The sequence below is a fragment of the Neoroseomonas rubea genome, assembly GCF_016106015.1.
GTDB lineage: Bacteria > Pseudomonadota > Alphaproteobacteria > Acetobacterales > Acetobacteraceae > Neoroseomonas > Neoroseomonas rubea.
The window spans coordinates 1-25,199 of the sequence record NZ_JACADQ010000033.1; the positions used below are offsets into that span (position 1 = coordinate 1).

General features: G+C 69.8%; 18 protein-coding genes. 10 read left to right on the forward strand and 8 right to left on the reverse strand.

What is annotated here, in order from left to right; genetic code table 11:
- From HW577_RS06035 to HW577_RS06045, 3 genes are all read left to right on the forward strand, one after another.
- The coding region (locus tag HW577_RS06035; protein ID WP_198375215.1) for an AtzE family amidohydrolase at positions 1-1,248 on the forward strand (1,248 nt) is incomplete at its 5' end.
- 2 nt (positions 1,249-1,250) lie between these two features.
- Entirely contained in the window at positions 1,251-1,637 is a 387-nt protein-coding gene (gene hpxZ, locus HW577_RS06040; protein ID WP_198375217.1) for an oxalurate catabolism protein HpxZ, read from the forward strand.
- Positions 1,638-1,726: 89 nt separating this feature from the next.
- Complete coding sequence (locus HW577_RS06045) at positions 1,727-3,157, forward strand: NAD(P)-binding domain-containing protein (protein ID WP_198375218.1); 1,431 nt, start codon at positions 1,727-1,729, stop codon at positions 3,155-3,157.
- A gap of 147 nt (positions 3,158-3,304) precedes the next feature.
- Here HW577_RS06045 and HW577_RS06050 read toward each other — a convergent pair whose 3' ends face one another.
- From HW577_RS06050 to HW577_RS06075, 6 genes are all read right to left on the reverse strand, one after another.
- The gene (locus HW577_RS06050; protein WP_198375220.1) at positions 3,305-4,042 is read right to left on the reverse strand and encodes a TorF family putative porin; all 738 of its coding nucleotides are present in this window, start codon (positions 4,040-4,042) and stop codon (positions 3,305-3,307) included.
- 102 nt (positions 4,043-4,144) lie between these two features.
- Complete coding sequence (locus tag HW577_RS06055; RefSeq protein ID WP_198375222.1) at positions 4,145-5,821, reverse strand: thiamine pyrophosphate-dependent enzyme; 1,677 nt, start codon at positions 5,819-5,821, stop codon at positions 4,145-4,147.
- A gap of 10 nt (positions 5,822-5,831) precedes the next feature.
- Entirely contained in the window at positions 5,832-6,794 is a 963-nt protein-coding gene (locus tag HW577_RS06060; RefSeq protein ID WP_198375223.1) for a Bug family tripartite tricarboxylate transporter substrate binding protein, read from the reverse strand.
- 55 nt (positions 6,795-6,849) lie between these two features.
- Positions 6,850-7,827 carry a Bug family tripartite tricarboxylate transporter substrate binding protein gene (locus HW577_RS06065; protein ID WP_198375224.1) on the reverse strand — a complete coding sequence of 326 codons (978 nt, stop codon included), beginning with the start codon at positions 7,825-7,827 and terminating at the stop codon, positions 6,850-6,852.
- Positions 7,828-7,886: 59 nt separating this feature from the next.
- The gene (locus HW577_RS06070; protein ID WP_198375226.1) at positions 7,887-8,522 is read right to left on the reverse strand and encodes a flavin reductase family protein; all 636 of its coding nucleotides are present in this window, start codon (positions 8,520-8,522) and stop codon (positions 7,887-7,889) included.
- Between the two features lie 22 nt (positions 8,523-8,544).
- A complete protein-coding gene (locus HW577_RS06075; RefSeq protein ID WP_198375228.1) occupies positions 8,545-9,522 on the reverse strand; it encodes a 2-hydroxyacid dehydrogenase in 978 nt (325 codons plus the stop codon).
- Between the two features lie 125 nt (positions 9,523-9,647).
- On the opposite strand from HW577_RS06075, the gene HW577_RS06080 reads away from it, so the two are divergent.
- From HW577_RS06080 to HW577_RS26850, 5 genes are all read left to right on the forward strand, one after another.
- A complete protein-coding gene (locus HW577_RS06080; protein ID WP_198375230.1) occupies positions 9,648-10,439 on the forward strand; it encodes an SDR family oxidoreductase in 792 nt (263 codons plus the stop codon).
- 62 nt (positions 10,440-10,501) lie between these two features.
- Complete coding sequence (locus tag HW577_RS06085; RefSeq protein WP_198375232.1) at positions 10,502-11,767, forward strand: Zn-dependent hydrolase; 1,266 nt, start codon at positions 10,502-10,504, stop codon at positions 11,765-11,767.
- Positions 11,764-13,836: a hydantoinase/oxoprolinase family protein gene (locus tag HW577_RS06090; protein WP_198375234.1), complete on the forward strand. Its 2,073-nt coding sequence runs from the start codon at positions 11,764-11,766 to the stop codon at positions 13,834-13,836. Before HW577_RS06085 ends, HW577_RS06090 begins: the two co-directional genes overlap by 4 nt.
- Positions 13,836-15,509 (forward strand): hydantoinase B/oxoprolinase family protein, encoded by a 1,674-nt coding sequence (locus HW577_RS06095; protein ID WP_198375235.1) that lies wholly within the window; start codon positions 13,836-13,838, stop codon positions 15,507-15,509. The genes HW577_RS06090 and HW577_RS06095 overlap by 1 nt, the downstream gene beginning before the upstream one ends.
- Positions 15,510-15,678: 169 nt before the next feature.
- On the forward strand, positions 15,679-21,336 hold the full coding sequence (locus HW577_RS26850) for a calcium-binding protein (protein ID WP_269769511.1): 5,658 nt from the start codon (positions 15,679-15,681) through the stop codon (positions 21,334-21,336).
- A gap of 33 nt (positions 21,337-21,369) precedes the next feature.
- On the opposite strand, the gene motA is transcribed toward HW577_RS26850, so the two are convergent.
- Positions 21,370-22,236: a flagellar motor stator protein MotA gene (gene motA / locus HW577_RS06150; protein ID WP_198375237.1), complete on the reverse strand. Its 867-nt coding sequence runs from the start codon at positions 22,234-22,236 to the stop codon at positions 21,370-21,372.
- Positions 22,233-23,345, reverse strand: a complete 1,113-nt coding sequence (locus HW577_RS06155; RefSeq protein WP_198375239.1) for a flagellar motor protein MotB — start codon at positions 23,343-23,345, stop codon at positions 22,233-22,235. Before HW577_RS06155 ends, motA begins: the two co-directional genes overlap by 4 nt.
- A 99-nt stretch (positions 23,346-23,444) precedes the next feature.
- Here HW577_RS06155 and HW577_RS06160 point away from each other — a divergent pair, with 99 nt between their 5' ends.
- Together HW577_RS06160 and HW577_RS06165 are read left to right on the forward strand one after the other, a co-directional pair.
- Positions 23,445-24,317: an N-formylglutamate amidohydrolase gene (locus tag HW577_RS06160; protein WP_198375240.1), complete on the forward strand. Its 873-nt coding sequence runs from the start codon at positions 23,445-23,447 to the stop codon at positions 24,315-24,317.
- A gap of 276 nt (positions 24,318-24,593) precedes the next feature.
- Positions 24,594-25,199: transglycosylase SLT domain-containing protein (locus HW577_RS06165; RefSeq protein WP_198375242.1), on the forward strand; the 606-nt coding region annotated here is incomplete at its 3' end.

The following is a 25,199-nucleotide window of genomic DNA, read 5'->3' on the forward strand; positions in this document are numbered from 1 at the left end:
GCCCGGGCCCGGGCTGCCGCGCTGGACGCCGCGCGCGCCCGGGGCGATGCGCTGCCGCCGCTCGCCGCCGCGCCGGTCGCGGCGAAGAACCTGTTCGACATCGAGGGCCTGGGCACGCGCGCCGGGTCGCGCATCAACCGCGACCATCTGCCCGCGACCGCCGACGCGACCGCCGTCGCGCGGCTGGAAGCGGCCGGCGGGCTGACGCTGGGCGCGCTCAACATGGGCGAATACGCCTATGACTTCACGGGCGAGAACGCGCATGACGGGCCGTCGCGCAATCCGCACGATACGGGGCGGATGACGGGCGGGTCCTCGGGCGGCTCGGGGGGGGCGGTCGCGGGCGGGCTCGCGGCAATCGCGCTGGGGTCGGACACCAATGGCTCGATCCGCGTACCCTCCGCCTTCTGCGGCACCTTCGGGCTGAAGCCGACCTATGGGCGGCTTTCGCGCGCGGGCGCCTTTCCCTTCGTCGCCGCGCTCGACCATGTGGGGCCGCTGGCGCGGTCGGTGCGGGACCTCGCGGCCTGCTACGATGCGCTGCTGGGGCCTGATGCGGCCGACCCGGCCTGCACGCGCCGCGCGGCGGAGCCGGTCGGCCATGGCTTCGAGCAGGGCATCGCGGGCTTGCGCATCGCCTGCCTCGGCGGCTGGTTCGCGCGGCACCGCATGGCCGGGAGCGCCGCCGCGCTGGACGCCGTGGCGCGCGAACTCGGCGCGACCGCGACGGTCGAGATGCCGGAGGCCGAGCGCGCCCGCGGCGCCGCCTTCCTCATCACCATGGCCGAGGCGGCGGAACTTCATCTGCCCCGCCTGCGCGCGCGGCCGGGCGACTTCGACCCGGCGGTGCGGGACCGGCTGATCGCCGGCAGCCTTCTGCCGGCCGCCTGGGTGCAGGCGGCGCAGCGCTTCCGTCGCTGGTTCGCGGCCGAGGTCGCCACGCTGTTGCGGGACCATGACATCCTGCTCGCGCCCTCGACGCCCATGCCGGCGCCGCTGCTCGGCACGCAGGAGGTCACGCTGGATGGCACGACGATGCCGCTGCGGCCGAATATCGGGCTCTACACGCAGCCCATCTCGTTCATCGGCCTGCCCGTGGCCGCCGTGCCGGTCTGGCCGGGCGGTCCGCTGCCGTTGGGCGTGCAAGTGATCGCGCCGGCCTGGCGCGAGGATCTCGCGCTGCGCGTCGCCCGCGCGCTCGAGGCCTCGGGCCTGGCCCGCGCCCCCGTCGCCGCTTTCGGAGCCTGAGCATGCAGATCGACATTCCCGAGGTGAAGGCGGAGGTCGAGGCGGCCTTCGCGCGCTACGAGACCGCGCTCGTCACCAACGACGTGCCGGTGCTGGACGAACTCTTCTGGGTCAGCCTGCAGACGGTGCGCTTCGGCGCCACGGAAAACCTCTTCGGCGCGGAGGAGATCGCGGCCTTCCGTGCCGGCCGGTCGCCGAAGGGGCTGGCGCGGGAGATCCTGCGCACCTCGATCACCACCTATGGCCGGGATTTCGCCACGGCCTCCATCACCTTCCGGCGGGAGGGCTCGACGCGCATCGGACGCCAGCAGCAGAGCTGGGTGCGGTTCCCGGAAGGGTGGCGGGTGGTCGCGGCGCATGTGAGCCTCCTGGACGCGCCGGCGGGCTGAGTCCGCGCCCATTCGCGCGCCAGCCTGCCGCTTCGTTGTGCGGCGATGAGGCTGATTGCTGACAGGCGCGGCGCGGCTATGTTTTCCCCATGCCCGCGCCTCGCACCCTTGCCGACCTCGAAGCCGACATCGCCCGCGACCTGGAGCTGACCGCGCATCCGCGTGCGCCCTGGCTGCAGCCCAAATCCTCCGGTGGGCGACCCGTGCTGGATTGCCTGATCGTCGGCGGCGGGCAATGCGGCGTCGCCGTCGCCTTCGCGCTGAAGCGCGACAAGGTGGACAACATCCTGGTGCTGGACCGTGCGCCGGAAGGGCGCGAGGGGCCCTGGGTGACCTATGCGCGGATGCACAACCTCCGCTCCTGGAAGGACCAGACGGGGCCGGATCTGCGGATTCCGTCGCTGACCTACCAGGCCTGGCACGAGGCGCAATTCGGCGCGGAACACTTCGCCGCCATGCGCTGGATCCCGAAGGAGTACTGGAACGACTACCTGCTGTGGTTCCGCCGCGTGACCGGCATTCCGGTGCGCAACGGCGTCAGCGCGGGACGCATCGGCCCGGCGCGCACCGATGACGGTCTTCCCTGCCTGGCGGTCGAGACGAACGACGGCACCCTCTTCGCGCGCAAGGTGGTCCTCGCCACCGGCCAGGACGGCTTCGGCGAATGGTGGATGCCGGACTTCGTCACGGCGCTGCCGCCGGCCTTGCGCGCCCATGCGGCGGAGGAGATCGACTTCGCCGCGCTGCGCGGCAAGGTCGTGGCGGTGCTCGGCGCAGGTGCCTCGGCCTTCGACAATGCCGCCATGGCGCTCGAATCCGGGGCGAGGGAGGTGCACCTTTTCTGCCGGCGCGCCGAACCGATGGTGATCCAGCCCTATCGATGGCTGACCTTCGCTGGCTTCATCCGCCACCTGCACGAGATGCCGGATGAATGGCGCTGGCGCTTCATGTCCTACATCCTGGGCCTGCGGGAAGGTTTCCCGCAGGACACCTACAATCGCGTCAATGCGCACCCGAACTTCACCATGCATGTCGGACGGCCTTGGACGGGCGCGCGGACGGAAGGCGGGCGTGCCGTGCTGGAGACCGCCCGCGGAGATTTCGCCGCGGACTATGCGATCTGCGGCACGGGCGTGCGGATGGATGCCTCGCTGGTGCCGGAACTGATGGGCTTCGCCGACAACATCGCGCTGTGGTCCGATCGCTATGCACCGCCGGCCGAGGAGGCGAATGATCGCCTTTCGGCCTTCCCCTACCTTGCGCCCGACTACGCCTTCGAGGAACGGCGGCCTGGCGAGACGCCCTGGATCCGCGACATCCATTTCTTCGGCATCGGCACGAGCATGTCCTTCGGTCCGGCAGGATCTTCGATCAATGCCATGACGATCGCGGTGCCGCGGATCGCGGCGGGCGTCACGCGCGGGCTGTTCGAGGCGGACCTGCCGCGCCTCCACGCCGATCTGCGCGCCTACGATCTCAAGCAGGTGGAACTCGACCCGACGCGCATCGCCGCGGAATAGCGCCGAATAGATTCGACCCGAGGCACATGCCTCGGGCCGGGAGCGCAAGGCGCGACGGTGCCCGACCCGTCAGTGGCGCCGGGACTGCCAGTGCGTGGCGCGAAGGCAAGGCGGCCGGATGGCCGCCGGCCGCCGTCTGAGGGCCCATCAAAACGTCCAGGTGAGGGCGGCGATGAAGCGCCCGTCGCAGACCTTCAGCCCGCCGCATTCGCGCTGGCTGATATCCGTTCCGTAGTAGCCGGCCGACGCCGAGAAGCCGTAGGCGATCGGCACCGTCGCGTAGACGCTGTAGGCGAGGTAGTCCGGCGCGCCGAACCGGGCGTTGCGCTCGATCCACTGGTAGCCGAGCCGGCCCGACAGCACGATGTCCAGCACCGGCAGCTTCACATCGACGCCGCCCTCGAGCCAGTAGCCATCGCCCGAGCGGCCGAAGAAGTTCGGCGAATAGGCGGCCGTGCCGACGAAGGTGACGGGGTCGAGCTCGTATTTCAGCTTCAGCATGGCCTCCATGTAGGAGAGCTCCTGCTGCCCCGGCTGGCGATCATAGCCGGGATAGGTGTAGCCGATGCCGCTGATGTCGAAGGTGAAGCCGCTGATCGTGCGGCGGTAGCCGGCAATGACGTCGACTTCCTGCCGCGCATCGGTGCCCGGGAAGGTCACGTTGCTCGCGAAGGCGCCGACATAGAGGCCCGTCTCGTGCGAGAGCTCGACCGTGCCCTGCACGGCGGGGCGGTTGCGCGTCTGGCTGATGTTGCGGAACACATAATCCGTGGCGCCGATCACCGAGCCGGTGACCGAGAAACCGGCGCCGAGATCCACCTGGGCCATGGCGGGGGTGGAGATCAGGCCGAGGCCAAGGGCCAGGGCCGCAAGTCGCTTGGGCATGGGCGCACGTCGCTCCTGCTTGGGGCCGGGGCGCCCTCCCGGCCAGGACCCCTCACCAATCGCCGAGCAATTCCCGTGCCGCCAGCTATCAGACGGGCGAGCTCATGCCGGGAGTGGCATGCTGCGCTTCCGCCACGCCGAGGCCTGCACCGCCGAGGACCGGACATGCACAAGCACCGGGCGGTCGGTGACGGCGAACGCCTCCGCGAGCACCCGGTCGATCTCCTCCTCTGTCGCGATCCTGAAGGCCGCGCAGCCGAAGGATTCGGCCCAGGCGACGAAGTCCGGGTTCACCAGGCGCGTCGCCTGGTCGTAGGGCCGGCCCGGATAGCGCCCTTCATGGTGCATGCCGATGGTGCCGTAGCCGTTGTTGTCCGACAGGATCACGATAGGTGCCACGCCCTCACGCACCGCGGTCGCGATCTCGTTGCCCGTCATCAGGATGCCGCCATCGCCCACGAAGGCGACCGCGCGCTTGTCGGTCCGCCGCAGCGCGGCGGCGACGGCCATCGGCACCGCCGCCCCCATCGCGCCGACGTTCGACGAGAGGAACATGTGCGTCTGGCGGAATGGGAAGTAGCGATGGAGGAAGGAGGAGAAGTTCCCAGCATCCGACGTCACGGCCGCGTCGTTCGGGATGTGTCGCGCCATGGCCGCGCAGACGGCGCCGAAGTTCACGCCATCCGCCATCCGGTCCCATTCGGGGGCGAGCAGCGAGCGGTGGATCGTGTTCAGCCCCTTCACCCAGCCGCGCCGCGCCGCGCTCGCCTCGGGCGCGTTTCGCGCGAGCAGGCCGCGGATGACGGCGTGCGGGTCGGCCGCGATCGGCAGGTCGACGCGCCAGACGCGGCCGATCTCGTTCGCGTCGGGCCAGACCTGGACCAGCGGCAATTGCGGGTCGGGGGCAGCGGGGAAGGTGTAGGATTGGCTGATCGAATCCGACAGCCGCTCGCCCAGGCAGACCATGAGGTCCGCCTTCTTCATCTCGTCCAGCAGCACCTTGGGCACGCGGATGCCCATGTAGCCGCCATAGTTCGGGTGATTCGCATCGAACAGATGCGGACGGCGATGCGTCGGGCTGATCGGCAGCGACCAGGCTTCCGCGAGGCGATTGAGGTCGGCGAGCGCCGCGTCCCCGCAGGCCGCGAGCGCGCCGCCCACGAGCACGAGCGGGCGCTCGGCCGCCGCCAGCATCTCCGCCAGGCGATCGAGATCCTCCGCGCGGGGACCGGGCTTCGGCCGGGTGCGCGGTGCCACGACGGCGCCTTCGGCGGGTTCGTCGAAGATGTCCTCGGGCAGGATCACGGCGACCGGGCCCGGCGTGCCGGACTCGGCCAGGTGGAAGGCGCGCGCGATCACCTCGCTCGCCTGGATGGGCTGGATCACCTCGAAGACGCCCTTGGTCACGTCCGACAGCAGGCGCGAATAGTTCTGTTCCTGCAGCGCGAGGCGGCCGACATCCTTGCGCTCGACATGGCCGATCAGGATCACCATCGGCGTCGCGTCGTGATAGGCGGTGTGCAGCGAGATCATCGCGTTCGTCACGCCGGGGCCGCGGGAGACGAGTGCGACGCCCGCGCGCCCGTCGCGCATGCGGCCATCGGCCGCGGCCATGAAGCCCGCCCCGCCTTCATGCCGGCAGACGATGAGGCGGATCTGCGGGAATTCCGTCAGCGCGTCCGTCAGGCCGAGATAGGATTCCCCGGGCACGCAGTAGATCAGGTCGACATCGTGCGCGGCGAGGCTTTCGGCCAGGATGCGGCCGACGGTGCGGGTCATGTCTCTGTCCTCATTGCGGTCGGAGCCCCGCGGCGCGGACCAGCGGGGCGAAGGAAGCGAGTTCGTCGCGGATGAAGGCGGTGTAGCTTTCGGGCGTCGTGTCCGGCGGCGCGCCGCCCAGTTCCTCGAGCCGCGCGCGCGTCGCGGGGTCGTGCAGCACGGAACGGATCGCGGCGGCGAGCCGCGCCGTGACCGGGGGCGGCAGTCCGGCGGGGCCCGAGATGCCGAACCAGGCGTAGGAGACAACGTCGAGCCCGCCTTCGCGCAGCGTGGGCAGGTCCGGGAAGGCGGGCGCGCGCTCGGCGCCGCTCACTGCCAGCGCGCGCAGCGCGCCGGCGCGCACATGCGGGCCGGCGGAGGGCAGGCTGTCGAGCATCGCCGGCACCACGCCGCCGATCAGGTCCGTCAGCGCCGGCCCCGCGCCGCGATAGGGGATGCTCTCGGTCCGCACCCCCAGTGCCATCGCCAGCCTGACGCCGGCGAGGTGGGAGGAGGTGCCGATGCCCGCCACGGCGAAGCGCACCTCACCCGCCGCGCGCGCTGCCGCGGCGAAGTCGCCGAGGGTGCGCACGGGGCTCGCGGGATTGACCAGCAGCACGGAGGGCGATCGCGCGATCATCGCGACATGGGTGAAGTCGGCGAGCGGATCGTAGCCGATGGTGGGATAGAGCGCGGGCGAGACACCGTGGGAGGTGGAGGAGGATACGAGCAGCGCGTGCCCGTCCGGTTCCGCGCGCGCGACCTGCTGCGCGCCGATCGTGGCGCCGGCGCCCGCGCGGTTCTCCACCACCACCGGCTGGCCGAGCCGGGCGGCCAGGCGTTCGGCGAGGATGCGCCCGACCACGTCCGTTGTGCCGCCCGGCGCGAAGGGGACGACGAGGCGGATTGGGCGCGCCGGCCAGGCGGGCTGCGCGCGCAGCGGAAAGGCGGCAAGCGATGCCGCCGCAAGCGCGATGGAACGGCGGTGGATCAAGGCGTGGCCTCCCGTCCGCCCCGTCGCGCCGCCGAGCGGCACTGGCGCGGCGCCATCACTCGATCGACACGCCGGCCCGTCGCACGACCGGCGCCCAGCGTTCATGATCGCCGCGCACGAAGGTGGCGAAGGCGGAGGGGCTTTCGCTCGGCTCCACGTCGATTCCGCCTTCCTCGAGCTTCCGGCGGATCTCCGCGTCGGCGAGCGTCGCGTTCAACGTGGCGTGCAGTCGCGCGACGCGGTCGGGCGGCGTGCCGCCGGTCGCCAGCAGCGCGTACCAGGTCGCGGCCTGGATGTCGGGGAAGCCGGATTCGCCCGTCGTCGGCAGGTCCGGGATTGCGGCGTTGCGGCGCGGCCCCGCGATCGCGAGCGGCCGCACCGTGCCCGCCGCGATCTGCGGCTGCATGGGCGCGAGGGCGTTGGTGAAGACCTGGATGCGCCCCGCGACGACATCGTTCATGGCGGGGCCGGTGCCGCGATAGGGCACATGCTCCATCTCGACGCCCAGCACCTGAGTGATCAGCGCGCCGGCGGCATGCCCGGTGCTGCCGACGCCGGGCGAGGCATAGTTGAGTGGAGGGCTCGCAGTGCGCGCGACGGCCTGGAGTTCGCGCAGATTCGTCGCGCGCACCGAAGGATGCACGACGATGACATTCGCGCCGCTGCCGATCATACCGATCGGTGCGAAGGCGGTCGCCGGGTCGTAGGGCAGGCGGCGGCGAACGAGCTGGTTGATCGTCAGGCTGCCCGAGCCGCCGAGCAGCATGGTGTAGCCATCCGGGGTCGCCTTCGCGACGACCTCGGCGCCGAGCGCACCACCGGCACCGCCGCGGTTCTCGATGACGATGGGCTGGCCGAGCCGCGCCGCCATGCCATCCGAGACGAGGCGCCCGACGATGTCGTTGGTGCCGCCGGGCGGCCAGGGGATGACGAAGCGGATCGGCCGGTCGGGAAAGGCCTGCGCCAGCGCCGGCATGGGCAGCGTTGCAGCCAGGGCCAGCAACGCCCGGCGCGGTGCCTGGAACGTGGTCATGGATCGGTTCCTCCGTGGCGCAGGGTGGCCGCGCCACGGAAGGGTGTCCAGGGGCCGGGTCAGCCCTTGTGGCGCGCTTCCCATTCGGTGAGGCCGATGCGCGGGATCTCGATCCGATCTGTGGTGCGGGCATACCAGCCGCGGCCGTGCATGCGGCCGACCAGCTCGAGCTTCGGCGTGTCGAGGTAGAACTTGTCCGCATCCAGGACGCAGTCGTCGCGCACATACTGCGCCACGACGCGGCCCAGCACGATCGTGTGCCGGCCGGCGGGCACGAACTGGAAGATCTCGCATTCCAACGCGACCGGGCTTTCCGCGATGCGGGGCACCTTGACGCGCATCGAGGGGGCCGTGGTCAGCCCCGCCTCGGCGATCTCGTTCACGCCGGGGGGGAAATCGATGGCGGTGACGTTCATCGCCTCGGCATTCGCCGCCGAGACCAGATTCACGACGAACTGGCCCGTCGCCTCGATGTTGGCGAGCGTGTCCTTCACCGCGCCGGGCGCGCGCGGGCCGCAGCCGATGCCGACCACAACCGGATTGTCGGAGAAGGCGTTGAAGAAGGAATAGGGGGCGGCGTTGACGCGCCCTTCCCGGTCCTGGCTGACCACCCAGGCGACCGGGCGCGGCACGACCGAGGCGACAACGAGCTTGTAGGCCTGCTCGTGCGGGATCTGCGTGAAGTCGAAATGCATCGGGGTGCGTCCTTCGGTCGGGTCAGGCGGCGCGGTGGGGCGGGTTCTGCCCCTTGAGGAGCAGCGCTTCCAGGTTCTCGATGCAGCGTGCGCCCATCGCGTCACGGGTCTCGAGGGTGGCGGAGCCGAGATGAGGCAGCAGCGCCACGTTCTCCAGGGCGAAATAGCCCGGATGGACCTTCGGCTCACCGTCATAGACATCGAGGCCGGCGGCGCGGATGTGGCCCGAGGCGAGCGCGGCGACCAGCGCCTCGTCGTCCACCGACGGGCCGCGGCCCGTGTTCACCACCAGCGCGCCCTTCTTCATCTTCGCCAGCCGCGTCGCATTGAGCCATTTCCGCGTGCCTTCCCCACCCGGGACGTGCATCGAGAGAACGTCGATGGCGCCGAGGAAGGCATCCTCGGTCGGGTGGAAGGTCGCACCCTTCTCGAGTTCCGGCGGCAGGCGCTGCACGTCGTGGTAGTGGATCTCCATCTGCATCCCGCGCGCCATGTCGGCGAGTTGGCGGCCGATGCGGCCGAAGCCGAGCACGCCGAGCTTCTTGCCCTGCAGCGTCACGCCCATGAGCTGCGTCGGTGCCCAGCCGTCCCACTTGCCGGCGCGGACCATGCGTTCCCCTTCGCCGGCGCGGCGCGCGGCCATCAGCATGAGGGTGAAGGCGCATTCGGCGGTGGCGAAGGAGAGGACCTCCGGCGTGTGCGTCACGGCGATGCCACGCGCCTTGCAGGCCTCGAGCGCGACATGGTCCACGCCGACCGAGAAGGTGGTGACGATCTTCACGCTCGCCGGCAGGGCTGCGATGGTCTCCGCGTTCATCGGGTCGCCCGCGGCGCAGAGCACGCCGGCCGCGCCGATTTCCGTCGCGCGGCGTGCGATCTCGGCACCCGAGCGGAACCAGGCTTCATCGGTCGTGTTGAGGCGCGCATCGAACAGGCCGGCGAGCCGCGCCTCGACGCCATCGGGCAGCTTGCGGGTGACGAGGAGGACCGGCTTGGCCATGGAACGCTTCCTGCATGGTTTTGTGGAGCCTGCCGGCGCATAGCGCGCCACGCCCCGTCTTGCCAGGGGGCGGGGGAGGGGGCAGGGTCCGCGCGGTTCCACGGCAACGCACAGGGAATGGGCAAATGGATCTCGGTCTGAAGGGCAAGCGCGCGCTGGTCATGGGCGGGGCCAAGGGGCTCGGGCGGTCGATTGCCGATGCGCTGGCCGCCGAGGGCACGGTGCTGACGATCAGCGGCCGCGACGTGCCGGCGATGGAGAAGGCCGCCGCGGACCTGAAGGCGCTGGGTGCGCCCGCCGTGACCGTCGTGCAGGCGGATGTGTCGAGCGGCGAGGAGATGGACAAGCTGGCCGATGCCGCCGTGGCGGCCATGGGTGGCGTGGACATCCTCGTCCTGAACCATGGGGGGCCGCCGGTCTGCACCGCGTCCGAGATGAAGGAAGCGGACCTGGTGAAGTGGTTCCAGAACATTGTCGTCTCGCCGATCCGCATCACCATGCGGCTGATGCCGGCGATGCGGGCGCAGAAGTACGGGCGCGTGATCGTCGTCGGTTCCTCCGGCATGCAGCACCCGATCCCGACGCTGGCGCTGTCCAACACGCTGCGCGCCTCGATCTGGGCCTGGCTCAAGACGCTCTCGGCCGAAGTCGCGGCGGATGGCGTGACGATGAACATCCTCGCCCCAGGCTCGATCCGCACGGACCGCATCACGCAGACCGCCGCGGTGCGCGCGGAGAAGGCGGGCACGAGCGTCGACGAGGAGATCGCCAAGGCCGGCCGCGAGGTGCCCGCGGGCCGCGTCGGCGAGCCCTCCGAGTACGGCCCGATGGGCGCCTTCCTCGCGGGTGCGACCGGCGCCTACATCACCGGCACGATGGTGCGCGTCGATGGCGGCCGCGTGCGGAGCATGTTCTGACGTCAATCCGATCCCCCCGGGCGCCCGGCGCCCGGGGGGATACTTCTTCCAGGGACTTCGCCATGCTGCCGAACCTGACGCCTGACACCGAGCTCGCCGCCGAACTCTTCGCCGGGCTCAGGGCCGGCAGCACCGATGGCGAGGGCGTCACGCGCGAAGCCTACGGCCCCGGCGAGCGCATGGCGCATGCGTTGGTGCGCGCGGCGGCCGACCGGCTCGGCCTCGAGAGCACGGTCGATGTCGCGGGCAATCTGTACATGACGCTGCCCGGCGCCGATCGCGCCGCGAAGCGCATCGTCATCGGCAGCCACCTCGACAGCGTGCGCCAGGGCGGCAACTACGACGGCGCCGCCGGCGTCCTGGCCGGCATGGCCGCGGTCGCGGGCATGAAGCGCGCGGGCTTCGTCCCGGGGCGCGATGTCACCGTCATGGCGATCCGGGCGGAGGAGGCGGGCGCCTGGTTCCCTGTCTCCTATCCCGGAAGCCGCATGGCGCTCGGGCTGTTCAAGGCGGACGGACTCGACATCTGCCGCCAGGATTCCGGGCGGACGCTGGCCGAGCATATGGCCGAGGAAGGCTTCGACCCGGCGGCCGTTGCGCGCGGCGAGCACGCGATCGGCCCGCACAACATCGCCGCGTTCCTCGAATTGCATATCGAGCAGGGGCCCGTGCTGGAGACTGAGCAGGTGCCCGTCGGGATCGTCACCGGCATCCCCGGTAGCCGGCGCCTGCGACAGGCGCGCGTGGTGGGCGAGTACAACCATTCCGGCGCGACGCCGCGCAAGTACCGCCGCGATGCCGCGGCCGCGCTGGCGGAACTCGTGCACCGGATGGACGAGGAATGGTGCCGGCTGGACGCGATGGGCCATGTGCTGGTCTGCACCTTCTGCACCATGGCGACGACGACCGAGGCCGGCTTCACCAAGATCGCGGGGGAGGCGACCTTCTCCCTCGATGTGCGCAGCGTCAGCCCGCACGCCTGCGACCTGATGTTCGAGGCACTGCACCGCTTCATGGCGGAGATCGAGGCGCGCCGCGGCGTGCGCTTCGTGCGCGGGCCCGAGACGGGCAGCCGAGCCGCGATCATGGATGAGGGCATCCGCGCGGGGCTCGCCCGCGCGGCGGATGCGCTCGGCATCCGGCACGTTCCGATCGCCTCAGGCGCCGGGCACGATGCGGCCGCCTTCGCCGAGGCCAGGATTCCGTCCAGCATGCTGTTCGTCCGCAACCAGAACGGCAGCCACAATCCGAAGGAAGACATGCGCATGGAAGATTTTGCGGCGGCCTGCGCCGTGGTGCAGCGCTGGGCGGCGGAGATGGCGCAGTGACGGCTCGGCTTGCGGTCGATATCGGCGGAACCTTCACCGACCTCGCCATCGAGAAGGACGGGCAGCGATGGACCGCGAAGGTCCTGACCACGCCCGCCGCGCCCGAGAAGGGCGTGCTGGAGGGTGTCACGCAGGTGCTGGCCAAGGCCGGCATGGCGCCGCACGACCTGTCGCTCGTCATCCACGGAACCACGCTCGCGACGAACGCGATCATCGAGCGCAAGGGTGCGAAGACGGCGCTGCTGACGACCGAGGGCTTCCGCGACGTGCTCGCGCTCGCGAACGAGGCGCGCTACGATCAGTACGACCTCAACATAGACCTGCCGCAGCCGCTGGTGCGCCGGCGCTGGCGCGTCGCGGTGCCGGAGCGGCTGGACAACACCGGCAAGGTGCTCGTGCCGCTGGATGAAGCGGCGGTGCGCGCGCAGGTGGAGTTCCTGAAGGGCGAGGGTATCGAGAGCCTGGCCATCGGCTTCCTCCATGCCTTCGTGAACCCCGCGCATGAACAGCGCGCCGCGGCGATCGTGCGCGAGATGTGGCCGGGGGTGCCGGTCTCGCTCTCGTCGGACGTCTCCCCTGAGATGCGGGAGTGGGAGCGGTTCAGCACGACGGTCGCCAACGCCTATGTGCAGCCGCTGATGGCGACCTATCTCGGGCGGCTCGAGAGCGGGCTGCGCGCGGCGGGCGTTGGCTGCCCGCTGTTCCTGATGCTCTCGGGCGGCGGGCTGACGACGATCGAGACGGCCTCTCGCTTTCCGATCAGGCTCGTGGAGTCGGGCCCGGCCGGGGGCGCCATCTTTTCCGCCTTCGTCGCGAAGCAGCGGGGCTTCTCCAAGGTCCTGTCCTTCGACATGGGCGGCACGACGGCGAAGGTCTGCCTGATCGACGATTTCCGCCCGCAGGCGTCGCGCACCTTCGAGGTCGCGCGCGTCGGGCGCTTCAAGAAGGGATCGGGCCTGCCGCTGCGGATCCCGGTGATCGAGATGGTGGAGATCGGCGCCGGCGGCGGGTCCATCGCGCAGGTGGACAGCATGGGCCGCATCCAGGTCGGGCCGGAATCGGCGGGCGCCGATCCGGGGCCGGCCTGTTATGGGCGGGGGGGCACGCATCCCGCGGTCACGGATGCGAACCTCGCGCTTGGCCGCTACGAGCCCGACCTGTTCGCCGGAGGGTCGCTGCCGCTGAAGCCGGAATTATCGCGCGATGCGCTTGCCGCGCATGTCGGCGGCAAGCTCGGCCTGTCCGCTGACATGGCGGGGCTCGGCGTGGTCGAGATGGTGGATGAGAACATGGCGAATGCCGCACGTGTCCACGCGATCGAAAGCGGCAAGGGCTACGACGGGCGCATCGTCATCGCATTCGGCGGTGGGGGACCGGTGCATGGCTATCGCGTGGCGGAGAAGATCGGCGTAAAGCGCATGCTGGTGCCATCCGGCGCCGGCGTGGGGTCCGCGATCGGATTCCTGCGCGCGCCAGTGGCCTATGAGGTCGTGAAGTCGCTCTACCAGCGCTTCGGCACCTTTGACCTCGCCGCGGTGAACGGGCTGCTCGCATCCATGTCGGCCGAGGCCACGAAGGTCGTCTCGGAAGGCGCCTTCGGTGCGCCGGTCGAGGAGACGCGCATCGCCTACATGCGCTATGTCGGCCAGGGGCACGAGATCTCGGTCCCGCTGCCGCCGCGCGCGTTGACGGCGGCCGATGTCGCGGAAATCCGCGCGCTGTACGACAGCGAATATACGCGCTTCTACGACCGCCCCGTGCCGGGCTCGGATGTGGAGATCCTCTCCTTCGCCGTCACGGTGCGTACGGTGGAGGCACATGTGGAGCCTGCCGCGCCGGTCGCCGACGCGCCCCCGCCCAAGCCGATCCGCGTGCAGATGGTGCGCGACACGGCGACGGGCGAGGTAGCCGAATGGCCCGTCTACGACCGCGACCACATGGTGCCGGGCGCGGCCGTGCCCGGACCGGCCATCGTGGCGGAGGCGGAGACGAGCACGCTGGTGGGGCCGGGCTGGACCTGCCGGATGGATGGGCTTGGATATCTCGACCTGGCGCAGGAGGCCGCGTGATGAGCAAGGAAACCGGAGCCCTCGCGCAGATCCAGCGCCAGATCCAGTGGAACCGCCTGATCGCGGTGGTCGAGGAACAGGCGCAGACGATGATCCGCACCGCCTTCAGCACCACGGTGCGCGAGGCAGGCGATCTCTCCGCCGGCATCTTCGACCTGGAAGGCAGGATGCTCGCGCAGGCCGTGACCGGCACGCCCGGTCACGTGAATTCCATGGCGGAATCGGTCGCACATTTCCTCAAGAAGTTCCCCGCGCACACCATGCAGCCGGGCGATCACTACATCACGAACGATCCCTGGCTCGCGACGGGGCACCTGCATGACCTCACGGTCGTCACGCCGGCCTTCCGCCGCGGCAAGATTGTCGGCCTTTTCGCCAACACGGCGCATATCATCGACATCGGCGGTCTCGGCATGGGGCCAGAAGGGCGGAGTGTCTTCGAGGAAGGCCTCTACATCCCCATCGTGAAGTGCTTCGACCGGAACGCGCCGAACGAGACCTTCTTCGACTTCATCCGCGCCGGGTCCCGCACGCCGGTCGAGCTCGAGGGCGACATCTATTCCCTGTGCGCCTGCAACGACGCGGGGGCGAAGCGGCTCGTCGAGATGATGGACGAGTTCGCGATGGAGAGCCTCGACGACCTTGCCCGCTACATCTTCGAGGCGAGCACGCGCGCGACGCTGGCCGAGATCGCGAAGCTGCCGCGCGGCACCTTCTGCAGCGAGATCAAGTCGGACGGCTACGAATCCCCCGTCACGATGAAGGCCGCCATGACCATCCATGACGATCGCATCGTGGTGGATTTCGCCGGCACCTCGGGCCTGTCGAACCGCGGCATCAACGTGCCCCCCGCCTATTGCCGCGCCTATGCGTGCTTCGGGATCAAGTGCGTGGTTGCACCCGATGTGCCGAACAACTGGGCCTCGCTGATGCCCTTCCAGATGGAGATTCCGGAAGGGTGCATCCTGAACGCGCCGCGGCCCTATCCCGTCAGCGTGCGGCATGTGGTGGGGCAGTTGATCCCCGACCTGATGATGGGCTGCCTGCACCAGGCGGTGCCGCATCGCGTGAATGCCGAAGGCTCTTCCGCGCTGTGGAACCCGCCGCTGCGCGGCGGTAGCCAGGTCTCGGGGCAGGCGGCCGAGACCGAGGATTTCGAGATCATCACCTTCAATTCCGGCGGGACGGGCGCGCGGCCGGGCAAGGACGGCCTCGACGGCACGGCCTTCCCTTCGGGCGTGCGCACCATGCCGGTGGAGGCGACGGAGAATGTCGCGCCGGTAATCTTCTGGCAGAAGCAGTTGCGCCCCGATTCGGCAGGTGCGGGCCGCACGCGCGGCGGCTTCGGTCAGGTGATGGAGATCGGCGCCAAGGGCGATGCCGAATTCGCGGTCAATGCCATCTTCGACCGCGTGGCCAATCCGCCGAAGGGTCGCGACGGCGGCGGGCAGGGCGCGCCCGGCTGGGTCGGCATGAACGATCCGAATGGCACGGTGCTGCGCACGAAGGGCTTCCAGATCATCCCGAAGGGCCGTCGGTTGCTGCTGAAGCTGCCGGGCGGCGGAGGCATGGGCGACCCGAAGGAGCGCGATCCTGCGCTCGTGAAGCGCGATGTGGAGGATGGGCTGGTCAGTCCAGATGCGGCGCGTTCCATCTATGGAAGCAGGGACTGACTCACAAAACGGGGAAGATCGGCGCTCGGTATCACGCCTTGGGACGGACGGGCGGCCTTCGTGCCCACCCTGGGTTGCATTAAAAAAAGTTAACTCAATGTCTGCTTCGTGGTGAATCGCGGCTTCGTGAGGTGATGGTGCCGGACCCCCAATCCGGATCCCCACGCCCATGGCAACCATCATCGGCACGAGCGGCGATGACATCATCACCGATACGGCGGCGTCTCCGGGCGTTGTCGGCGGGACATCGACGGCGACTGCCGACTCCATCGTCGGCGGTGGCGGGAACGACTCGCTGTTCGGCTTCGGTGGGAACGACACGATTCTGGGCGGTGTGGGCGCGGACACGCTCGATGGCGGCCTCGGCATCGACAGCTTGATCGGCGGCCTGGACGACGATCTCTACATTGTGGAGTCGCAGGCTGATGTGATTGTCGAGGCTGTGTCGGCTGGTGCGGACACGGTGCGTGCGACGGGCGGTGCGGCGTACACGCTGGGTGCGAATCTTGAGGTTCTGGACCTGTCGGCTGGGACGGTGGCTGGCGGTACTGGCAACGCGCTGGCGAACACGATTGTCGGCAACACGCTGGCGAACACGCTGTCGGGCGCGGAAGGCAACGACACTCTGCTGGGTGGCCAGGGCGCGGATTCGTTGCGTGGCGGTTTGGGCGACGACAGCCTGCTGGGTGGCGGCGGCAACGACACGCTGGACGGAGCGCTGGGGCCGGACCAGCTCGTCGGTGGTCTTGGCGATGACCTCTACATAGTCGACCTGACCACGCACCAGGTGTCCGAGGATGCGGCCGGCGGCGTGGACACGGTGCGTGCGACGGGCGGCGCCACGCATACGCTGGCGGCGAATGTGGAGGTGTTGGTTCTGGCTGGTGCGTCGGTGCTGAACGGCACCGGCAATGCCGAGAACAACATCATCGTCGGCAATGCCAACGCGAATGTCCTGAACGGCGCGGCCGGCGTTGACACGCTGCTGGGCGGGGACGGTGCGGACACGCTCGATGGCGGGACGGACACGGACTCGCTTGTTGGTGGTCTTTCGAACGACACCTACATCATCGACGGCGATGCGCCGGACGTGATCGTGGAGAGCGCGGGCGGCGGGCTGGACCGAGTGATGGTCATGTCCGGTGTCGGCTACACCCTGGCCGACCAGGTGGAGAACCTGCTGCTGACGGGTGCCGCGGTGCTGAACGGCACGGGCAATGCGCTTGGCAACCGGATTGTCGGCAACGGCCAGAATAACTCGCTGATCGGTGCGGCCGGGCTGGACTCGCTGGAAGGCGGCGACGGCGCTGATACCCTGCTGGGCGGCAGCGAGGCAGACAGCCTGGTCGGTGGTGCTGGCAATGACCGTCTTGAAGGCGATGCTGGCGTCGACACGCTGATCGGCGGCCTGGACGACGATCTCTACATTGTGGAGTCGCAGGCTGATGTGATTGTCGAGGCTGTGTCGGCTGGTGCGGACACGGTGCGTGCGACGGGCGGTGCGGCGTACACGCTGGGTGCGAATCTTGAGGTTCTGGACCTGTCGGCTGGGACGGTGGCTGGCGGTACTGGCAACGCGCTGGCGAACACGATTGTCGGCAACACGCTGGCGAACACGCTGTCGGGCGCGGAAGGCAACGACACTCTGCTGGGTGGCGAGGGCGCGGATTCGTTGCGCGGCGGTTTGGGCGACGACAGCCTGCTGGGTGGCGGCGGCAACGACACGCTGGACGGAGCGCTGGGGACGGACCAGCTCGTCGGTGGTCTTGGCGATGACCTCTACATAGTCGACCTGACCACGCACCAGGTGTCCGAGGATGCGGCCGGCGGCGTGGACACGGTGCGTGCGACGGGCGGCGCCACGCATACGCTGGCGGCGAATGTGGAGGTGTTGGTTCTGGCTGGTGCGTCGGTGCTGAACGGCACCGGCAATGCCGAGAACAACATCATCGTCGGCAATGCCAACGCGAATGTCCTGAACGGCGCGGCCGGCGTTGACACGCTGCTGGGCGGGGACGGTGCGGACACGCTCAACGGAGGCAATGATCTTCTGGCCGACAGCCTGGTCGGCGGCCTCGGGAACGACCGATATCTGCTCGAAGCCGGGCTTGATCTCGTCGTCGAGGACAGCGTCGCCGGCGGTGGCGTCGATACGGTGGTGATCGTCAGCGCCGCCCCGGGGGAGACCAGCTATACGCTCGCCCAGAATGTTGAAGTCCTGCTGCTCAACGGCGCCATCACGGGCGGCGTGGGCAATGCGCTCGCGAACCGCATCGTCGGTGGTGCAGACGCGAACACGATCGCCGGCCTTGGCGGCAACGACACCCTTGAAGGCGGGGCGGGCGTCGATACGCTCGATGGCGGCGACGGCAACGACACGCTGATCGGCGGCATCAACAACGACACGTTGATCGGCGGCGCGGGCATCGATCGGTTTGTCGTTGATGCCGGCGTCGATTCCATCCAGGACCTCGGGGCCGATGGGGCGGACGTGCTTGCCGTGTCCGCCGGGGCCACCGCGGCGGCAACGATCGCGGCCGCCTGGACAGCCACGGCCGCATCCACCAATTCCGGCACCGCCGCGCTGACGACAAGCGGCCTTGCTGTGAACCTCGCTGCCGCCACCGGCCCCAGGGGCTGGACCGTGACGAACACCGGAGCGGCAACAACGATCACCGGGTCTGTCGCAAACGACACGCTCATTGGCGGTGCGAATGCCGACACGCTTTTCGGCGGTGCCGGCAATGACAGCCTCGATGGTGGGCTAGGGCCCGATCGGTTGGCGGGCGGAATCGGCTCCGACCGCTACGTCGTCGATGCCGACACTGACACCGTCGTCGAGGCACTCGACTCCGGCGCCGACACGGTCCAGGCGACCGGGGCGGGTACCTTCACGCTTGCCGACAATGTCGAAGTGCTCGTGCTCACCGGCAACAACGGCGCAACCGGCATCGGGAACATCCTGGCCAACCGGCTGATCGGCGACGGCAGCGCGAATTCACTGGCAGGCGGCGAGGGCGCCGACACGCTCGTTGGCGGCGGCGGCAACGACACCATGGAAGGCGGTGCCGGCATCGACTGGATTCAGGTCGATGCGGGAGAGGATTCGATCGTCGGCGTCGGTGTTGGCGGCGCAGATGTGCTGGACGTGCTGATCGGCACGACCGCCAGCGGCACCGTAGGTGCCGCGTGGACGGCGACGGCAGCCACAAGCAACGCCGGGACCGTGAGCCTGACGACCGCGGGGTTCGGCGTGAACCTGGCCGCGGCAACCGGGCCCAAAGGCTGGACGGTGACGAATACCGGCGGGGCGGTGACGCTGACCGGCTCGAACGGGGCCGATACGCTGGTCGGTGGCGCCGCGGCCGACACGCTCATTGGCGGGCTCGGCCTCGACAGCCTCGGCGGTGGCGGCGGCAACGACCTCTACATCATCGACGGTCAGGCCGACGTGATCTTTGGCGAGGCGGCCGATACGGCGACAGGCGGGATCGATCGCGTCGTCGTCACGAACCTCACGACCTACACGCTGGCGGACAATGTCGAGCAACTGGAGCTCGGCGGCACGGTCGAGGCCGGCACCGGCAATGGCAGTGCCAACCTCATCACCGGCAATGCCTCCGACAATATCCTGTCCGGGTTGGGTGGAGCGGACACGCTCCTGGGCGCCGCCGGGAGCGACACGCTCGAGGGCGGGACGGGCGTGGACAGCCTGCTCGGCGGCATCGGCAACGACTTCTACACCATCGACGATGCCCTGGACCGGGTCGTGGAAGCGCTTGATGGCGGCACCGACACCGTACAGGCGACCGCGGGCGGCACCTTCCAACTCGCGGACCATGTCGAGACGCTGATCCTCTTGGCCGGCGCCACCGCCACGGGGACTGCACTCGCCAACACGATCATCGGCAGCGCCTTTGACGATGTCATCGACGGCGCCGGCGGCGCCGACTCGATCACGGGCGGCGGCGGCAATGACAGCCTGACCGGTGGCGCTGGCCTCGACCGCTTCGACATCACGGCGGGCAGCGATACCATCACCGACCTCGGCCTGGGTGGCGCCGAGGTGATCGACGTCGAGGCGGGCGCGTCGGTCGACGCGACACTTGGCGCGGCTTGGACGGCGACGGGCGTGACGCGCAACGACGGCACGGCCGCGCTGATCCGCGCGAACGGCTTTTCCGCGAACCTGGCCGCCGCGGTCGGCGCCGCGGGCTGGACGATGACGAACGCCGGCAACGGCACGGCGGTGACGCTCATCGGTTCGGATCAGGCGGATTCGATCCTGGGTGGCGATGGCGGCGATACGCTTGTCGGCGGTGTTGGCACCGACACCCTCAAGGGCGGCGCCGGCAACGACGTCTACCGCGTGGTGTACGGCGACAATGACGTGGTGGAGGAGGCAGGCGGCGGTGGCCTGGACCGCGTCGAGGTGTCCGGCATCTCGGACGGCAGCCCGGCCTATGTCCTGGCCGAGAATGTCGAGGTCCTGGTCCTGCTTGGCGAGGTCAAGAATGCCTCCGGGAACGGACTCGACAACACGATCAATGGCAACGCGTCGGCCAATCTCCTCGACGGCTTCGGAGGGAGCGACTCCCTGGTCGGTGGCTCGGGGCTCGACACCCTTGTCGGTGGCGCCGGCGCGGACACGCTCCTAGGCGACGCCGACGACGACACCCTTGACGGCGGGGAGGATGGCGACAGCCTCGTAGGCGGGGCGGGCAACGACACGCTGTCGGGCGGCAATGGCCTCGATACGCTGCTGGGCGGCGACGGCAACGACCTTCTATTGGGCGGGGCGGGCGAAGACAGCCTACTCGGCAATGCCGGCGCCGATACGCTCGATGGCGGGATTGGCATCGATACCTTGGCCGGCGGCATCGGCAATGACCTCTACCGGATCGATGCCGCTGCGCCCGACGTGATCGTCGAGATCGTGGACGGCGGCGCGGATACGGTCAGCCTCGTGGCGGGGAGCGGCTACACCCTTGCCGCGAATGTCGAGACGCTGGTCCTCGCGGGCGGCGCGGCGCAGGACGGCACCGGCAATGCCCTGGCCAACCGGATCGTCGGCAACGGCTTCGCCAATATCCTGTCCGGCGATGCCGGCGCGGACACGCTGGAAGGCGGCGATGGCGCGGACATCGTCGACGGTGGCGTCGGCATCGACCGCCTGGTCGGTGGCCTCGGCGATGACCGCTACCTGCTCGAGGCCGCGACGGACGTCGTGATCGAGGCGGTCGGGGAGGGGAGGGATACCGTCGTCGCCTCGGCGGGCGGACCTTACACCCTCGCCGCGAATGTCGAGGTGCTGGAACTCGGCGGTACCGTCGTCGAGGGCAACGGCAATGCGCTCGACAACCTGCTGCTGGGCAATGCGTCGAACAACATCCTGCGCGGTGGGGATGGCAACGACACGATGTCCGGCGGGGATGGCGCGGATACGCTGATCGGCGGCAACGGGGCCGACGTCATGACCGGCGGCACCGGCAACGACGTGTTCCGGCTCGTGCTCGCAGCGCAGAGCCCGGACCTCACGGGGGCAGACACGATCACCGACTTCGCTAATCCTGCCGGTGTGGGCTTCGAGGACCGGATCGACCTTTCCTTCATCGATGCGAACGGCATCGCGGGGGATGGCGACCAGGCCTTCACCTTCATCGACGACGCAGCCTTCACTTCGGGCGTGCGACGGCAACTGCGCTGGGAGGAGATCGCCCCCGGTGCGTACCGCATCGAAGGCAATATCGATGGCGGCCCGACCCCGGACTTCGTGCTGGTCGTCACCTCCGCGACCGGCCCGGAGCAGGACTGGTTCATCCTCTGACACGCGTCGGCGGGGCTTTCCCCCGCCGCGCCGTCAGGCGATCTGCAGTTCCTGGAGCGCCTGCTCCAGCTCCTGGAAGGTCGGCATGTAGCCGCTGGGCACCAGCTTGCGGCCGGTTTCGACCGCGACCTGCGGCGCGTTGCCGTGCAGGTGCGCGACGATCACCGCCTTGATCACGTCGTAGTAGCGCGCCTCCTCCTCGACCACGCCCTTCAGGCGCGTGGCCATGGGGCCGACGATCCCATAGGCGAGGAAGACGCCGAGGAAGGTGCCGACGAGCGCGCCGCCGATCATCTTGCCGAGTACCGCGGGCGGCTCGCTGATCGAGGCCATGGTCTTGATGACGCCGAGCACGGCGGCGACGATGCCGAGCGCCGGCAGCGCGTCGGCGATGCTCTGCAGGGCGTGGGATGCGTGCAGCTCCTCCTCCCGCAGCTTCTTCAGCTCGCGGCCCATCACGTCCTCGATCTGGTGCGGGTCGTCGGCGTTCATGCCGACCATGCGGAGATAGTCGCAGATCATCATTACCGCGTGGTGGTCGGCGGCGATCTTGGGGAATTTCTGGAAGGCCGCGCTTTCCTCCGGCTTCTCGATATGCGGCTCGAGCGCCATGGGGCCCTTCGTCTGGGCCAGGCGCACGAGGTAATAGAGAAGCGACAGCATCTCCATGTAGTCCTGCTTGTGGAAGCGGGCGCCCTTCATGATCTTCCCGATACCGCCGAGCGTGTGCTTCACGTCGTGCATCGAGTTCGACGACAGGAAGGCGCCCACTGCCGCGCCGCCGATCATCATCATCTCAAATGGCAGCGCCTTGATGATGATGTCGAACTTGCCGCCGGCGAGCATGTAGCCGCCGAACACCATGACGAGCAGGACGACGATGCCGAGGATGGTGTTCACGGGCGCGTCTCCGGCGTGCCCGCCGGTCGGTCGGGGACCTGGCGGAGAAGGGTGATGGACACGCGGCGGTTCGCCGCGGAGGCGGTGTCGTTCGGCAGGAGCGGGTCGCGGTCGGCGCGCCCGCTGACCGATCGGATGCGCGCCTCCGACAGGCCGGACTCGACCAGCAGCCGGCGCGTCATGTTTGCCCGCTCGGCCGAGAGGTCCCAGTTGCTGCGCGTGGTGCCGCCGCCGCGGAACGGGGTGCTGTCCGTATGGCCGGCGATGTCGATCGGATTGGGCAGGCGCGCGGCCGCCTGCGCGACGCGCGCGAGCAGCACGCGGGCGCGCTCGTTCGGCCCGGCGCCGCCGAGCGCGAACATCGGCTGGCCTTCCGCGTCGACGAGCTGGATGCGCAGCCCCTCGGGCGTGTGCTCGACAAGCAGCTGCCGCGCGAGGTCTGCGAGCGCCGGGTCGGCCGCGATCGTCTCGCGCAGCTGCTGCGCGGTCTGTTCGAAGGCCTCGCGCTCCCGCCGGGCCAGCTCCTGGCGCAGTTGCTCCTCGCCAAGGGCCTCGGCCCGGGCCGCGGCTGCCTGCTGGGCGGCCTGTTGGGCGGCTTGGTCGGCCGCAGGGTTGTCGGCGGGACCGGGGCGCGGCTGCTCGGGGCCGGCAAGGGCGCCCGGCGGCGTGGCGGCGGTCAGCCTCGGATCCTCGGCTTCCTCACGCCCTTCGGGACCCTCGCGCCGCGTCATGCGGCGGGCCGGCGTGTCGGAATCGTCTTCCTCGATGTCGAGCACGACGGGCTGCTGGCCCGGCTGGACCTGGATCGCGCCCTGAGTCGAGGTCTGGTTGCCGTCCTCATTCGGGGTCCGGCCGCCGAACGGCTGCCCGGACCCGGAGACGGACCGGGCGAGCAGGTTGGTCGGCGCGAAATAATCCGCGAGGCCCCGCCGCTGCTCCTCGGTGGTCGCGTTCAGCAGCCACATGAGGAGGAAGAAAGCCATCATCGCGGTCACGAAGTCGGCGTAGGCGACCTTCCACGCGCCGCCATGGTGGCCGTGTTCGCCAGCTTCCTCGCGCTTGATGACGATGGTCCCGCCACCGCCGGAGCCTTTTGCCTTGCCGGACATGACGGCAACTTGCCGCGCAGGTGCTGACTATTTCGCTAATCCGCATCGCATCGCGGCGCCGCGTGACATGGGCCGGGCCCTATGGTTTGGTCGGGGCGGATGGACCTCCCGCACCCTAGCATCGCCGGCGCGCCGCCGCCGGTCACGATCCGCCGCCCCGCGCGGCAGTCCATGCCGCTCGTCTTCGCCTCCCCCCATTCCGGCCAGGCCTACCCGCCTGAGCTGCTGGCCGAGGCCCGGCTCGATCCGCTCGCGCTGCGCCGGAGCGAGGATTCCTTCGTCGACGAGCTCTTCGCCGCCGCCCCCGACCTGGGCGCGCCGCTGCTCGCCGCGACCTTCCCGCGCGTCTGGTGCGACGCGAACCGGGAGGCGTGGGAACTCGACCCTGCCATGTTCGACGGGCCGCTGCCGCCCTGGGTGAACACGACCAGCCCGCGCGTCGGCGCGGGACTCGGCACCATCGCGCGCATTGTCGCGACCGGGGAGACGGTCTATCGGCGCCGCCTGACCTTCGCAGAGGCCGAGGCGCGCATCCGGGCCTGCTGGGAGCCCTACCATGCCGCGTTGGGGGAACTGATCGCCGAGACGAAGGCGCGCTTCGGCGTCTGCCTGCTGATCGACTGCCACTCCATGCCGGCGCATCCCGCGCAGTCGGCCAATCCGCCTGACTTCGTGCTCGGCGACGCGCACGGCACCGCCTGCGCGCCGAAGGCCACGCGCCTGGTGGAGGACGTGCTCCTGGGGCTTGGCTACCGCGTGCGGCGGAACGACCCGTACGCTGGCGGCTACGTGACGCGCCACTACGGTCGCCCGCGGGAAGGCACCCACGCGCTTCAGGTGGAGATCGCGCGGGCCCTGTATATGGATGAAATGCGGATCGAGCCGGCGCCTGGCCTGCCCGCGCTCGCGCGTGACCTGCAGGCATTGATCGAGCGCCTCGCTGGGACCGATTGGGCCTTCCTGCGCGCTTGACGCACTGCAGCATGGCGGGGGAGAGATTTCTCCGCCACGCCCGAAAAAAGAAAGGCGGTGCCCGAAGGCACCGCCAAGTTTAGGGAGGAAACGTCCAAGAAAGACAGCGGACGGCTATGCCGGGCCGCTGCCTGCCTAGAAATAGGGGCCTGCCATCACCCGCGCAAGGTTTTTTTGCAGCGCAGCATAAATGGCGCGACGCAGCATGCCTGCGCATATTTATTGCGTGAACGGGTCATGCCGCGAAAGTGGCACGCGCCTTGCCGTTCGGGCGGCATGCGTGCCCGTCTCCTGGCCCTGCTTGCCATCCTTCTGTCGCCCGCGCCGGCACTCGGCACCCCTTCGGCCGGAGGGGATGCCGGCCTCGTCTGTCGCGCCGCCATCAGCCTTGCCGAACGCGAAGCCAGCATTCCCGCGGGGCTTCTCCAGGCCATCGGCCGCGTCGAATCCGGCCGGCGCGACCCCGCCACCGGCCAGTTCGCGCCATGGCCCTGGACCATCAACGCCGAAGGGCGCGGCATGTATTTCCCGACACGGGAGGCAGCGATTGCCGAGGTGCGGCAACTCCAGGCCCGCGGCGTCCGGGTGATCGATGTCGGTTGCATGCAGGTGAACCTGCATTTCCACCCCAACGCCTTCCCAACGCTGGAACAGGCCTTCGACCCCGTGACGAATGCCCGCTATGCGGCGCAGTTCCTGACGACCCTGCATGGCGCGGCCAATGATTGGGCGCGCGCTGCCGGGCACTACCATTCCCACACGCCGGAGCGGGCGGAGCCCTACCGAGCGCGCGTGCTTGCCGCCTGGGCGCAGGAACAGGGGCGGCCGCCGGGCGATGCCGCGGCCGGGGCGGCCGCGCTCGCGCGGCTTGCCGCGGCGCCT

Coding starts and splice junctions, on each gene's coding strand:
- hpxZ (WP_198375217.1), top strand. CDS start 1,251: ATGCAGATCGACATTCCCGAGGTGAAGGCGGAGGTCGAGGCGGCCTTC.
- HW577_RS06045 (WP_198375218.1), top strand. CDS start 1,727: ATGCCCGCGCCTCGCACCCTTGCCGACCTCGAAGCCGACATCGCCCGC.
- HW577_RS06050 (WP_198375220.1), bottom strand. CDS start 4,042: ATGCCCAAGCGACTTGCGGCCCTGGCCCTTGGCCTCGGCCTGATCTCC.
- HW577_RS06055 (WP_198375222.1), bottom strand. CDS start 5,821: ATGACCCGCACCGTCGGCCGCATCCTGGCCGAAAGCCTCGCCGCGCAC.
- HW577_RS06065 (WP_198375224.1), bottom strand. CDS start 7,827: ATGACCACGTTCCAGGCACCGCGCCGGGCGTTGCTGGCCCTGGCTGCA.
- HW577_RS06070 (WP_198375226.1), bottom strand. CDS start 8,522: ATGCATTTCGACTTCACGCAGATCCCGCACGAGCAGGCCTACAAGCTC.
- HW577_RS06075 (WP_198375228.1), bottom strand. CDS start 9,522: ATGGCCAAGCCGGTCCTCCTCGTCACCCGCAAGCTGCCCGATGGCGTC.
- HW577_RS06080 (WP_198375230.1), top strand. CDS start 9,648: ATGGATCTCGGTCTGAAGGGCAAGCGCGCGCTGGTCATGGGCGGGGCC.
- HW577_RS06085 (WP_198375232.1), top strand. CDS start 10,502: ATGCTGCCGAACCTGACGCCTGACACCGAGCTCGCCGCCGAACTCTTC.
- HW577_RS06095 (WP_198375235.1), top strand. CDS start 13,836: ATGAGCAAGGAAACCGGAGCCCTCGCGCAGATCCAGCGCCAGATCCAG.
- HW577_RS26850 (WP_269769511.1), top strand. CDS start 15,679: ATGGCAACCATCATCGGCACGAGCGGCGATGACATCATCACCGATACG.
- HW577_RS06155 (WP_198375239.1), bottom strand. CDS start 23,345: ATGTCCGGCAAGGCAAAAGGCTCCGGCGGTGGCGGGACCATCGTCATC.
- HW577_RS06160 (WP_198375240.1), top strand. CDS start 23,445: ATGGACCTCCCGCACCCTAGCATCGCCGGCGCGCCGCCGCCGGTCACG.